Below are 12,760 nucleotides of genomic sequence, written 5' to 3'. Positions count from 1 at the left end.
CCGGTCCCCGGCGGCCAAATCGGGGGCCCGGAAGTGATCGATCGGGTTTCGCCACGCGATCGGAGGTGACGCTCGCACGATCATGGGAACACATGTTCTATTGTGGGCCCAGTGCTACCGAGGAGGCGTCATGCGCTGGGAGAACCTCACCCTGGGATCCGGCGACAGCCCGGCCGACGCCGCGCTGTTCGGCGCGGACGCGGTGACCACTCGTACCTTCGACACCCCCGAGTTCGCCGGCATCACGTTCCACGAGGTGCGGGCCCGGTCGATCGTCAACCGGGTGCCGGGGGCCTCCCGCATGCCCTTCGAGTGGACGGTGAACCCCTATCGGGGCTGCACGCACGCGTGCGTGTACTGCTTCGCTCGCAAGAGCCACAGCTATCTGGACCTCGACACCGGTCTCGGCTTCGACTCGCAGATCGTGGTGAAGGTGAACGCGCCGGAGCTGCTGCGCCGCCAGCTCGGCGCTCGCCGCTGGCAGGGCGAGCACATCGCGATGGGCACCAACGTCGACTGCTACCAGCGGGCGGAGGGCCGCTACCGGCTGATGCCGGGCATCCTGACCGCCCTGCGCGACCACGCGAACCCCTTCTCGATCCTGACCAAGGGCACGCTGATCCTGCGCGACCTGGAGCTGCTGACGCAGGCGGCCGAGGTGACGGACGTCGGCATCTCGGTGTCTGTCGGCTTCACCGATGCCCAGCTGTGGCGCACCGTGGAGCCGGGCACGCCCGCGCCGGAGCGGCGCCTGGACGTCGTACGGACGCTCGGCGAGCACGGCATCGGGTGCGGTGTGCTGATGGCGCCGGTGATACCGTTCCTGAGCGACCACCCGGCCCAACTGAGGGACACCGTGCGGGCGATCGCGGCCTCCGGGGCCACGTCGGTCACCCCGCTGGTGCTGCATCTGCGCCCGGGGGCGCGGGAGTGGTTCATGGCCTGGCTCGGCCGTGAGCACCCCCACCTGGTGCGCCGCTACGAACGGCTGTACGCCGACGGCGCCTACGCCCCCAAGTGGTACCAGCGCCGGATCACCCGTCAGGTGCACGAGCTGGCCCAGGAGTACGGCATCGGCCCCACGCGCGCGGGGATGCCCCGGCGGATCCGGGAGCCGGAGCCCGCTCCTCCGGCGATACCCGAACAGACCCAACTTTCGCTGACCTGAGAGCGTTCGAGCGCACCTCGCGACCCAATCGGGTCAAGAACTGGCATAACGCGTTCCTCCAGGGGCTTTTGCCGGGACGATGCGGCGAGGGCCGCGGAACTCGCGGTCCGCGACCCTCCGTCCTGGGAGGACCCCATGAAGAAACGCGCAGCCGCGCTGTGCGGCGCCGCCGTCGTGGTGGCCGGGACGTTCACGGCCGTCCCCGCCCAGGCGAGCGCCCCGCCCGCCGCAACGCTCACCTGGAAGAAGTGCGGCACCGCCGACTACCCGACGCTCCAGTGCGCGTCCCTGCAGGTACCGCTCGACCACGCGAACCCCGACGGGCCGAAGATCACCCTCGCCCTGTCCCGCGTCCCGCACACCGCGCAGAAGTACCAGGGGCCGCTGCTGGTCAACCCCGGCGGGCCCGGCGGCAGCGGTCGGACCCTCGCCGGGTTCGTCGCCTCCGCGCTGCCCAAGTCGGTGGCGGCCCAGTACGACGTCGTCGGCTTCGACCCGCGCGGCGTCGGCGCGAGCAAACCGGCGCTGAACTGCGATCCCGGCCACGTCAGCCCCGTACGCCCCGACTCCCTGCCGTCCACCCCGGCCGTCGAGCGGGCCAACCTCACGCGCGCGAAGTCCTTCGCCGAGGCCTGCGGCAAGAAGTACGCGCGCGTGCTGCCGTACATCGACACGCTCAGCGCCGCGCAGGACATGGACCGGATCCGGCGCGCCCTCGGGGCGCCGCGGATCAACTACCTCGGCTACTCGTACGGCACCTACCTCGGCGCGGTCTACGCAAAGCTGCACCCGGACCGGGTGCGGCGCATGGTCCTCGACTCGGTCGTCGACCCCACCGGCGTCTGGTACGACAACAACCTCGCGCAGGACCACGCCTTCAACGACCGGCACCGGGCCTTCATGGCGTGGGTCGCCCAACACGACGCCACGTACAGACTGGGCACCGACCCGGAACGGATCGAGGCCACGTGGTACGCGATGCGGGCGGCGCTGGCGAAGAAGCCCGCGGGCGGCACGGTGGGCGCGGCCGAGCTGGAGGACACGTTCCTGCCCGGCGGCTACTACAACGGCTACTGGCCGTACCTCGCCGAGGCGTTCGCCGCGTACGTCAACGACAAGGACCCCGCCCCGCTGGTCGAGGCGTTCGAGGACTTCGGCGCGGTCGACGCGGCCGGGGAGAACAGCTACAGCGTCTACACCTCGGTGCAGTGCCGGGACGTCGGCTGGCCGCGTGACTGGCAGCAGTGGCGCAAGGACAACTGGGCGGTGCACGCGGAGGCGCCGTTCATGACCTGGAACAACGCCTGGTACAACGCACCGTGCGCGTTCTGGCCGACGGAGCCGCTGCGGCCGGTGAACGTGGCCAACAGCCAGGTGCCGCCGGTCCTGCTGTTCCAGGCGACGCACGACGCGGCCACGCCGTACCAGGGCGGTGCGACGCTCCACCGGCTGCTGCGCGGTTCCAGCCTGGTGGTCGAGGAGAACGGCGGCAACCACGGCATCACACTGAGCGGGAACACCTGCCTCGACCGGCACCTGGCGGCCTACCTGACCGACGGCACGGTGCCGCGCGGTCGTGGGGAGGCCGACGCGGTGTGCGCGGCGCTGCCCGACCCGAAGCCGCTGACCGCCAAGTCCGCCGAGCAGTCGCGGGGTTCGACGCTGCACGGGCTGGTGGGCTTCCGTGGCTGAGTCGTGAGGTGAGGGCCCGTCGGGGGCGTTGTCAGTCCCATGGTCCACGATGGACGCATGAGTGAGCTGACCAGGATCCCCGCCCCTGACGGGGTCGCCGCCGCCGCGCAGTACTCGCACGTCGTCATGGGCACCGGCCGTTTCGTGGCCGTCGCCGGACAGCTCCCGCTCGACGAGCGCGGCGAACCGGTCGGTGCGGGCGACCCGGCCGCCCAGGCCCGCCAGGTCTTCGAGAACCTGCGCCGCTGCCTGGCCGCGGCCGGCGCCACGTTCGACGACGTGGTCAAGCTCACCTACTTCGTCACGGACATGGCGCACATGCCCGCGATCCGCGCGGCCCGCGCCGAGCACATACCCGACGACCGACTCCCGGCCGCGTCGGCCGTGCAGGTGGCCGGGCTGGTCCGCCCCGAGTTCCTGATGGAGATCGAGGCGTTCGCGGTGGTGGCCGTATGACGGGGGTGCACATCCGGGAGCTGACCCTGGCCGACTGCGACCGGGTGGCCGAGATCCGCGTCGGCGGCTGGCAGACCGCGTACCGGGGCCTGATGCCGCAGTCCCACCTCGACGCGCTGAGCGTCCCGGAGGACGCCGCGCGCCACCGCGCCCGCCTCGGGCAGGGCGACGGCCGTGTGGTGAACCTGGTCGCCGAGCAGGACGGCGAGGTCGTCGGCTGGGCCTGCCACGGCCCCTACCGGGACGGAGAAGTCCACACGTCCGACGCCGAGTTGTACGCGATCTACGTGGACCCCAAGCGGTACGGCGAGGGCATCGGGCAGTCCCTGCTGCGGGAATCACTCCACCGCTGCCGCGCCGCCGGTCACCCGCGCATGCTCCTGTGGGTCCTCCGGGACAACGCCCCCGCGCGCCGCTTCTACGAACGGTCGGGCTTCGCCGCGGACGGCGCGGTGGAGCCGTTCGAGGTGGAGGGGGTGGAGGTGCCGGAGGTGCGGTACTCACGGGAGTTGACGGACGCGGCCGCACGGGAGTCGACGAACGCACACGCACGCCAGTCACCAGACGCGCACGCGTGGGAGTCGCCCCACGCGGACCCACGGAAGTCGCCCGACGTGCCGGCACGCCAGTCACCGGACACCGGACAGCACGCCCCGCGCTGACCCGCGGCCCTCACCCCCGCCGCCGCCCAGGAACCGCGCCAACGCAGCCCCTCCCAGAGCCGGATGGGCGAGGGCACCGCAGCAGGCGAACGCGCACGCGCGGGACACGGCCGCACGCCAGTCACCGAACGCGCACGCGCGCCAGGCGCCGCACGCGGAGGCGCAGGAGTCGCCCCACGCGGACCCACGGAAGTCGCCCGACGTGCCGGCACGCCAGTCACCGGACACCGGAGGGCACGCCCGGCGCCGACCCGCCGCACCAGTCACCGGACACCGGACAGCGCGCCCCGCGCCGACCCGCGGCCCTCACCCCCGCCGCTGCCCAGGAATCCGCGCCAACGCAGCAACCGCGGCCCCCGCCAGGGCCGGGTGCGCGACGGCCTCGTTCAGTACGGGCCTGGCCCGGGCGTCCCCCAGTGCCCCCAGCCCCTCCACGCACGCGAGGGCCACGCGGCGGTAGGGGTCGTGCGGGCGGAGACGGCGTTGGAGTGTCGTGATCAGGGCGGGTACGGACTCGGGGGCCCGCAGCTCCACGAGCAGACGCACGGGGTGCAGGGCATAAGCCACCCGTAGTTCGTTCGTCGCGAGCGCGGCCGCCGCGCGGGCCGTGCGTGGGTCGCCGAGGCGGGCCAGGGCATGGGCGGCGGAGGCGCAGCGCGGTGGATCGCGGTGGTTGAGGAGGAGGACGAGGGACTCGAAGGCCCGCCGGTCGCCCGCGAGGCCCAGTCGGAACGCGGCCAACTCCCTCGCCCACAGCGGCTGCCCGGGCGCGGTGAGCACTGCGGCCAGTTCGTCGCGATCCCCGGTCGCCACCAGCCGCTCGTACTCCGCGGAGCCCCCGGACTCCCGCCGTAAGCGCTCCGTGAGCGATCGCAACTCCTCGTCCATGACCCGAGCGTACAAACGATCTCGGCCCAAGGGACCTGCATCACAAAGACAAGGACTGGCGTGCTCGTTACCCGCAAGTTAAGCTCAGACGAGCGAGTTACCCGCTCGCACCCCTGCTCGCGACGGCCTGGTGACGCAGCCGCCGCGAGAGCAGTCGGTTCGGTACACCAGGTACCGCAGTACGACTCGGCCACGGGACAGGGCCGGTCGGTCATCACCGTTCCTCGGACGTGTGCACGTCCGCAGTGACGGCACCGGGCGTGTGCGCTCGCAGCCCGGCATCACCCGCACTCCTCACGCACCCGGTGCGCCTCTTCGGCGCACCCGGGCGCGTTCCCAGTCGTCACCTCATTTCCAGGAGTCCCGCGATGGCCACTCCCCTGTCCGACAGCCCTCTGTCCCCGCTCAAGACCATTGCCGTCGTCGGCCTCGGCACCATGGGCACCGGCATCGCCGAAGTCCTGGCCAAGGCCGGCCGCGAGGTCGTCGGCATCGACATCAGCGAGGCCCAGGCGGTGCGCTGCGTCGCCACGCTGGAGTCCTCCACCGCCCGCGCCGTCGAGCGCGGCCGCCTGACCGCGGAGGAGCGCACGGACGCCCTCGCCCGCGTCCGCACCTCCACCGACCTGCGGGCGGCGGCCGACGCCGACCTGGTGATCGAGGTGGCGCCGGAGTCGTACGAGGTCAAGCAGCAGATCTTCCGCGAGCTGGACGGCATCGTGCGCCCGGAGACGATCCTGGCGACCGGCACCAACGCCCTGTCCGTCACGCGGCTGGCCGCCGACTCGGCACGTCCGGAGCGTGTGCTGGGCCTGCACTTCTTCAACCCGGCCCCGGCGATGCGGCTGGTCGAGGTGGTCTCCTCGGTGCTCACCGCGCCGCAGGCCGTCGCCGCGGTCACGGACCTCGCGATCCAGCTCGGCAAGGAGCCCGTGGCGGTCGGCGACCGGCCCGGATTCGTCGCCGACGGACTGCTGTTCGGCTACCTCAACCAGGCCGCCGCGATGTACGAGGCGAAGTACGCCTCCCGCGAGGACATCGACGCCGCGATGCGGCTCGGCTGCGGCCTGCCCATGGGCCCGCTCGCCCTGCTCGACCTGATCGGCATCGACACCGCGCGCACGGTCCTGGACGCCATGTACACCGCGTCCCACGACCGGCTGCACGCCCCCGCGCCGATCCTGAAGCAGCTCAGCGAGGCGGGCCTGACGGGGCGCAAGTCGGGCCGCGGTTTCTACACCTACGAGGCTCCGGGCAGCGCCACCGTCGTCCACGACGCCCAGACCCCGCTCTCCGGTGACCTTCAGGTCCCCGGCCGCCCGGTCCGCTCGGTCGGTGTCGCGGGCTCCGGCACCATGGCCTCCGGCATCGCCGAGGTGTTCGCGAAGGCCGGGTACGACGTCGTCCTCGCCGCCCGCAGCGAGGAGAAGGCGCAGGCGGCCAAGGCCCGTATCGGCACGTCGCTGTCCCGCTCCGTCGACAAGGGCCGGCTGACCGCCGAGGCGGCGGCGCAGACCCTGGACCGGATCACCCCGGCGGGCTCCTACGACGCCTTCGCCGACGTCGATCTGGCCGTCGAGGCGGTCGCCGAGGACCTGGAGATCAAGCGGCAGCTGTTCGCCGCACTGGACAAGGTCTGCAAGCCGGGTGCCGTGCTGGCCACGACCACCTCGTCGCTGCCGGTCGTCGCCTGCGCCCGCGCCACCTCGCGTCCCCAGGACGTGATCGGCATGCACTTCTTCAACCCGGCACCGGCGATGAAGCTGGTCGAGGTCGTCCGTACGGTGCTGACCGCCGACGACGTCCACTCGACGGTCCGCGAGGTCTGCGTGAAGATCAAGAAGCACGCGGTCGACTGCGGCGACCGGGCGGGATTCATCGTCAACGCCCTGCTCTTCCCGTACCTGAACAACGCGATCAAGATGGTCCAGGACCACTACGCGTCCCTCGACGACATCGACGCCGCGATGAAGCTGGGCGGCGGCTACCCGATGGGCCCCTTCGAGCTGCTGGACGTGGTCGGTCTGGACGTCTCGCTGGCCATCGAGAAGGTCCTGCACCGCGAGTTCCGCGACCCGGGCCTCGCCCCGGCGCCCCTGCTGGAGCACCTGGTGGCCGCGGGCTGCCTCGGCCGCAAGACGGGCCGCGGCTTCCGCGAATATGCCCGCCGCTGACCGCCCCGGTGACTGGTTCCGAACGGGCGCGGAGTGGGGTGGGCTGCTGGAGCCGGGCGGCCGTCCGCAGGTCGCCCGGCCCGGCACTCCCCCGCCCGTCAGGGGCGGGGGAAACCCCGGGCCTGCGCATCGAGCTGCGCGCATGCAGTACGTTCGGGGCATGTCCCAGCCCGCCAAGTCCTCACGTACACCAGCCACGCCCGACGCGCCGGAAAGTGCCGCGGGCAGTCGCGCCGCCGCCCAACGGCTCAAAATGCGCCGGGAACTGGCGGCCGCGGCCATGGAGCTGTTCGCGACCAAGGGCTACGAGGCGACCACCGTCGACGAGATCGCGGCCCAGGCCGGGGTCGCCCGCCGCACCTTCTTCCGCCACTTCCGCTCCAAGGAAGAGGCGATCTTCCCCGACCACGACGACACCCTGATCCGGGCCGAGGCGGTGCTGAACGCGGCACCCGCGCACGAGCACCCGCTCGACACGGTGTGCCGCGGGATCAAGGAAGTCATGAAGATGTACGCGGCCCGGCCGGAGATCTCGGTCGCCCGCTACAAGCTCACCCGCGAGGTGCCCACCCTGCGCGAGGCCGAGATCGCCTCGGTGGCGCGCTACGAGCGCCTCTTCACCCGCTATCTGCTCGGCCACTTCGACGAGCACGCGCACGACGACGTGGGCGACGACCCGCTGCTCGCCGAGGTCGCCGCGTCCGCCGTCGTCACCGCCCACAACCACGTGCTGCGGCGCTGGCTGCGCGCGGGCGGCCAGGGGGACGTGGAGGCCCAGCTGGACCACGCCTTCGCGATCGTGCGCAAGACGTTCGGGGCGGGGATCGGGATAGGACGTGCCGCGGCGCCGAAGCCGGCCCCCGCCTCGGTCGCCACGCAGGGCGAGGTGCTGGTGACGGTCGCCCGCACGGACGTCCCGCTGGACGAGGTCATGCGGGCCATCGAGGAGGCGCTCAAGGACCGCTGAGCGCCCTTCCCCGCTGTGACAACGGCCACCCCACCGGGTGGCCGTTTTGCCATGTCAGGGCCCCTTTTCGGAGCCCTCTCCGGGGCCGTTCGATCGATCATCGCTCATTTGTTGCGTAAAGATTTCATCTGAGAGCAACTTCTGGCACTCAGTGCCTTGTCAGCTGACACGCGGTGTCATACGTTGAAGGAGTCCGGGCGGCCGGCGTGCAGCGACCTTTCGTACGCCGGCTGTCCCCGCAAGCCGATGGCCTGCGCGCCCGGACGCCTGCGTCACAGGCAACCTCCCGCGCCACAAAGCGCTGCCGAACCAAGCACCACCCGCCGAACCGACGGCACCCCTCATCCCTCAGCAGCACCGACGTAACCCTCAGCGCCCCTCCCTCAGGGCGCTCACCGCCGGAGGCAACACCGTGACCATGAAGGACATCCTGGCCGCGATCCAGTCGCCCGACTCCGCGTCGGAGGACTTCGCCGCCCTTCCGCTCCCCGAGTCGTACCGCGCGATCACCGTGCACAAGGACGAGACGGAGATGTTCGCGGGCCTCGCGACCCGCGACAAGGACCCCCGCAAGTCGATCCACCTGGACGAGGTGCCGGTGCCGGAACTCGGCCCCGGCGAGGCCCTGGTGGCCGTCATGGCCTCCTCGGTGAACTACAACTCGGTGTGGACCTCGATCTTCGAGCCGCTGTCCACCTTCGGTTTCCTGGAGCGCTACGGCAGGCTCAGCGAGCTCACCAAGCGCCACGACCTGCCGTACCACATCATCGGCTCCGACCTCGCGGGCGTCGTCCTGCGCACCGGCCCGGGCGTCAACTCCTGGAAGCCCGGCGACGAGGTCGTCGCGCACTGCCTGTCCGTCGAGCTGGAGTCCAGCGACGGCCACAACGACACCATGCTCGACCCCGAGCAGCGCATCTGGGGCTTCGAGACCAACTTCGGCGGCCTCGCCGAGATCGCGCTGGTGAAGTCCAACCAGCTGATGCCCAAGCCCGCCCACCTGTCGTGGGAGGAGGCCGCCGCGCCGGGCCTGGTCAACTCCACCGCGTACCGCCAGCTGGTCTCCCGCAACGGCGCCCAGATGAAGCAGGGCGACAACGTCCTGATCTGGGGCGCGAGCGGCGGACTGGGCTCGTACGCCACGCAGTTCGCGCTCGCGGGCGGAGCGACTCCCATCTGTGTCGTCTCCAGCGAGCAGAAGGCCGAGATCTGCCGGAAGATGGGCGCCGAGCTGATCATCGACCGCAGCGCCGAGGACTACAAGTTCTGGAAGGACGAGCACACCCAGGACCCCAAGGAGTGGAAGCGGTTCGGCAAGCGCATCCGTGAGCTGACCGGCGGCGAGGACGTCGACATCGTCTTCGAGCACCCGGGCCGCGAGACGTTCGGCGCCAGCGTGTACGTCACCCGCAAGGGCGGCACGATCGTCACCTGCGCCTCGACCTCCGGGTACGACCACCAGTACGACAACCGTTACCTGTGGATGTCCCTGAAGCGGATCATCGGCTCCCACTTCGCCAACTACCGCGAGGCCTGGGAGGCCAACCGCCTCATCGCCAAGGGCAAGATCCACCCGACGCTGTCGAAGGTCTACCCGCTGGAGGAGACCGGCCAGGCCGCCCACGACGTCCACCGCAACGCCCACCAGGGCAAGGTCGGCGTCCTCTGCCTGGCCCCCGAGGAGGGCCTGGGCGTGCGCGACCAGGAGATGCGCGCCAAGCACCTCGACGCCATCAACCGCTTCCGGAACATCTGAGGGCACACATGAGTGAGCGTCAGAAGGACCGGCCGTGGCTCATGCGCACATACGCCGGTCACTCCACGGCCGAGGCGTCCAACGAGTTGTACCGGCGCAACCTCGCCAAAGGTCAGACCGGTCTGTCGGTCGCGTTCGACCTGCCGACCCAGACCGGCTACGACTCCGACCACATCCTCGCCCGCGGCGAGGTCGGCCGGGTCGGCGTGCCGATCGGGCACGTCGGTGACATGCGCCGGCTGTTCCAGGACATCCCCCTGGAACAGATGAACACCTCGATGACCATCAACGCCACGGCCATGTGGCTGCTGGCGCTCTACCAGGTCGTCGCGGAGGAGCAGGGTGCGGACATCACCAAGCTCCAGGGCACGACCCAGAACGACATCGTCAAGGAGTACCTGTCGCGGGGGACGCACGTGTTCCCGCCGGGGCCGAGCCTCCGCCTGACGACGGACATGATCGCGTACACGGTCTCCCACCTCCCGAAGTGGAACCCGATCAACATCTGCAGCTACCACCTGCAGGAGGCGGGCGCCACGCCGGTGCAGGAGATCGCGTACGCGATGTCCACCGCGATCGCCGTGCTGGACGCCGTCCGTGACTCCGGCCAGGTGCCGCAGGAGCGCATGGGCGACGTCGTCGGCCGCATCTCCTTCTTCGTGAACGCGGGCGTCCGCTTCATCGAGGAGATGTGCAAGATGCGTGCGTTCGGCCGCATCTGGGACAGGATCACCCACGAGCGGTACGGCATCGAGAACCCCAAGCACCGCCGGTTCCGCTACGGCGTCCAGGTCAACTCCCTCGGCCTGACCGAGGCGCAGCCGGAGAACAACGTCCAGCGGATCGTCCTCGAAATGCTGGCCGTGACCCTCTCGAAGGACGCCCGCGCGCGTGCCGTCCAGCTCCCCGCGTGGAACGAGGCCCTGGGCCTGCCCCGCCCCTGGGACCAGCAGTGGTCCCTGCGCATCCAGCAGGTGCTCGCCCACGAGAGCGACCTGCTGGAGTACGACGACATCTTCGAGGGCTCGAAGGTGATCGAGGCGAAGGTGAGCGAACTCGTCGAGGAGTCCCTCGCCGAGATCGACCGCATCCAGGAGATGGGCGGCGCGATGGCCGCCGTCGAGTCCGGCTACCTCAAGTCGCAGCTCGTCGCCTCGCACGCCGAGCGCCGGGCGCGGATCGAGTCCGGCGAGGAGAAGATCGTCGGCGTCAACATCTTCGAGACGACCGAGCCGAACCCGCTGACCGCCGACCTGGACACCGCGATCCAGACGGTCGACCCGGCGGTCGAGGCCCGTGTCATCACCGCGCTCCAGAACTGGCGCGACACCCGCTACCAGCCGCCCTTCAACCACCCCCGCCCCTGCAAGGCGCTGGAGCGGCTGAAGGAGGCCGCCAAGGGCACCGACAACCTCATGGAGGCCACCCTGGAGTGCGCCCGCGCCGGGGTCACGACCGGCGAGTGGGCGGGGGCCCTGCGCGAGGTGTTCGGCGAGTTCCGCGCACCGACGGGCGTCTCCTCGGCGCCGGTGGCCGTCCCCGCCGAGCAGGGCAGCGCCCTGTCCCAGGTCCGCCGCAAGGTGGATCTGACCGCCCAGGAGCTCGGCGTCGGCAAGCTGCGTTTCCTGGTCGGCAAGCCGGGCCTGGACGGGCACTCCAACGGCGCCGAGCAGATCGCCGTCCGTGCGCGTGACGCCGGCTTCGAGGTGGTCTACCAGGGCATCCGGCTGACGCCCGAGCAGATCGTGGACGCGGCCCTCGCCGAGGACGTGCACGCGGTCGGCCTGTCGATCCTCTCCGGCTCGCACGCCCAGCTGGTCCCGGACGTGCTGGACCGGCTGCGCGACGCCGGTGCCACCGACATCCCGGTGATCGCCGGCGGGATCATCCCGAACGGCGACGCCGAGCAGCTCAGGGCCGCCGGAGTGGCCGCGGTCTTCACGCCGAAGGACTTCGACATCACCGGGATCATCGGCCGTATCGTCGACGAGATCCGCACAGCGAACAAGCTCGACCCCCTGGAGGTCCCCGCATGACCACGGTCAACCGCCTTCGTCCCCGGCGTTCCTGCCTGGCGGTACCGGGCTCGAACCCCCGCTTCCTGGAGAAGGCGCAGGGCCTCCCGGCCGACCAGGTCTTCCTGGACCTGGAGGACGCGTGCGCGCCGCTCGCCAAGCCGGAGGCGCGGCACACCATCGTCAAGTTCCTCAACGAGGGCGACTGGACCGGCAAGACGAGGGTCGTGCGCGTCAACGACTGGACGACGGAGTGGACGTACCGCGATGTCGTGACGGTGGTCGAGGGCGCGGGCCCGAACCTGGACTGCATCATGCTGCCGAAGGTGCAGGACGCCCAGCAGATCGTCGCTCTGGACCTGCTGCTGACGCAGATCGAGAAGACCATGGGCTTCGAGGTCGGGCGGATCGGCATCGAGGCGCAGATCGAGAACGCGCAGGGCTTGAACAACGTCAACGAGATCGCGCAGGCCTCGCCGCGCATCGAGACGATCATCTTCGGCCCGGCCGACTTCATGGCGTCGATCAACATGAAGTCGCTGGTCGTGGGCGAGCAGCCGCCCGGCTACCCGGCGGACGCCTACCACTACATCCTGATGAAGATCCTGATGGCCGCCCGCGCCAACAACCTCCAGGCGATCGACGGCCCCTACCTGCAGATCCGCAACGTCGACGGCTACCGCGAGGTCGCCCAGCGCGCCGCCGCCCTCGGCTTCGACGGCAAGTGGGTGCTGCACCCGGGCCAGGTCGAGGCGTCCAACGAGATCTTCTCGCCCTCGCAGGAGGACTACGACCACGCCGAGCTGATCCTGGACGCGTACGACTACTACACGTCCGAAGCGGGCGGCAAGAAGGGCTCCGCGATGCTCGGCGACGAGATGATCGACGAGGCCAGCCGCAAGATGGCGCTGGTCATCGCGGGCAAGGGACGCGCCGCCGGCATGCGGCGCACCAGCACGTTCGAGATCCCGGAGGCGTGAGC

At 70.9% G+C, this 12,760-nt stretch carries 9 protein-coding genes and 1 pseudogene; 9 read left to right on the top strand and 1 reads right to left on the bottom strand.

Annotated elements, in window-relative coordinates; genetic code table 11:
• The first annotated feature begins 130 nt into the window (after positions 1-130).
• From KWI83_RS00295 to KWI83_RS00280, 4 genes and pseudogenes are all read left to right on the top strand, one after another.
• The gene (locus tag KWI83_RS00295) at positions 131-1,168 is read left to right on the top strand and encodes an Rv2578c family radical SAM protein (protein ID WP_218512176.1); all 1,038 of its coding nucleotides are present in this window, start codon (positions 131-133) and stop codon (positions 1,166-1,168) included.
• Positions 1,169-1,303: 135 nt separating this feature from the next.
• Complete coding sequence (locus KWI83_RS00290) at positions 1,304-2,860, top strand: alpha/beta hydrolase (RefSeq protein ID WP_218512175.1); 1,557 nt, start codon at positions 1,304-1,306, stop codon at positions 2,858-2,860.
• A gap of 57 nt (positions 2,861-2,917) precedes the next feature.
• Positions 2,918-3,316, top strand: coding sequence for a RidA family protein (locus KWI83_RS00285; protein ID WP_218512174.1), 399 nt, complete (start codon positions 2,918-2,920; stop codon positions 3,314-3,316).
• A pseudogene (locus tag KWI83_RS00280) lies at positions 3,313-3,828 on the top strand (N-acetyltransferase family protein); the annotation flags it as partial. The gene KWI83_RS00285 and the pseudogene KWI83_RS00280, both read left to right, overlap by 4 nt.
• Before the next feature lie 456 nt (positions 3,829-4,284).
• On the opposite strand, the gene KWI83_RS00275 reads toward KWI83_RS00280, so the two are convergent.
• A complete protein-coding gene (locus KWI83_RS00275) occupies positions 4,285-4,866 on the bottom strand; it encodes an adenylosuccinate lyase (protein WP_218512172.1) in 582 nt (193 codons plus the stop codon).
• Between the two features lie 368 nt (positions 4,867-5,234).
• On the opposite strand from KWI83_RS00275, the gene KWI83_RS00270 reads away from it, so the two are divergent.
• The 5 genes from KWI83_RS00270 to KWI83_RS00250 all read left to right on the top strand — a co-directional run bounded on the left by KWI83_RS00270 (position 5,235) and on the right by KWI83_RS00250 (position 12,758).
• Positions 5,235-7,040 carry a 3-hydroxyacyl-CoA dehydrogenase family protein gene (locus KWI83_RS00270; RefSeq protein ID WP_218512171.1) on the top strand — a complete coding sequence of 602 codons (1,806 nt, stop codon included), beginning with the start codon at positions 5,235-5,237 and terminating at the stop codon, positions 7,038-7,040.
• A gap of 160 nt (positions 7,041-7,200) precedes the next feature.
• Entirely contained in the window at positions 7,201-8,007 is an 807-nt protein-coding gene (locus tag KWI83_RS00265) for a TetR family transcriptional regulator (RefSeq protein ID WP_256361594.1), read from the top strand.
• Between the two features lie 418 nt (positions 8,008-8,425).
• On the top strand, positions 8,426-9,763 hold the full coding sequence (ccrA, locus tag KWI83_RS00260; RefSeq protein WP_218512692.1) for a crotonyl-CoA carboxylase/reductase: 1,338 nt from the start codon (positions 8,426-8,428) through the stop codon (positions 9,761-9,763).
• Between the two features lie 8 nt (positions 9,764-9,771).
• Positions 9,772-11,799 carry a protein meaA gene (locus KWI83_RS00255; protein ID WP_218512169.1) on the top strand — a complete coding sequence of 676 codons (2,028 nt, stop codon included), beginning with the start codon at positions 9,772-9,774 and terminating at the stop codon, positions 11,797-11,799.
• On the top strand, positions 11,796-12,758 hold the full coding sequence (locus KWI83_RS00250) for a CoA ester lyase (RefSeq protein ID WP_218512168.1): 963 nt from the start codon (positions 11,796-11,798) through the stop codon (positions 12,756-12,758). The genes KWI83_RS00255 and KWI83_RS00250 overlap by 4 nt, the downstream gene beginning before the upstream one ends.
• Positions 12,759-12,760 lie beyond the last annotated feature (2 nt).

This window comes from Streptomyces sp. TRM70350 (assembly GCF_019219825.1).
Taxonomy (GTDB): domain Bacteria; phylum Actinomycetota; class Actinomycetes; order Streptomycetales; family Streptomycetaceae; genus Streptomyces.
Note: the sequence above shows the minus strand (reverse complement) of the source record. Positions and strands in the feature narration are given on the sequence as shown.

Coding starts and splice junctions, on each gene's coding strand:
- KWI83_RS00295 (WP_218512176.1), top strand. CDS start 131: ATGCGCTGGGAGAACCTCACCCTGGGATCCGGCGACAGCCCGGCCGAC.
- KWI83_RS00290 (WP_218512175.1), top strand. CDS start 1,304: ATGAAGAAACGCGCAGCCGCGCTGTGCGGCGCCGCCGTCGTGGTGGCC.
- KWI83_RS00285 (WP_218512174.1), top strand. CDS start 2,918: ATGAGTGAGCTGACCAGGATCCCCGCCCCTGACGGGGTCGCCGCCGCC.
- KWI83_RS00275 (WP_218512172.1), bottom strand. CDS start 4,866: ATGGACGAGGAGTTGCGATCGCTCACGGAGCGCTTACGGCGGGAGTCC.
- KWI83_RS00270 (WP_218512171.1), top strand. CDS start 5,235: ATGGCCACTCCCCTGTCCGACAGCCCTCTGTCCCCGCTCAAGACCATT.
- KWI83_RS00265 (WP_256361594.1), top strand. CDS start 7,201: ATGTCCCAGCCCGCCAAGTCCTCACGTACACCAGCCACGCCCGACGCG.
- ccrA (WP_218512692.1), top strand. CDS start 8,426: ATGAAGGACATCCTGGCCGCGATCCAGTCGCCCGACTCCGCGTCGGAG.
- KWI83_RS00255 (WP_218512169.1), top strand. CDS start 9,772: ATGAGTGAGCGTCAGAAGGACCGGCCGTGGCTCATGCGCACATACGCC.
- KWI83_RS00250 (WP_218512168.1), top strand. CDS start 11,796: ATGACCACGGTCAACCGCCTTCGTCCCCGGCGTTCCTGCCTGGCGGTA.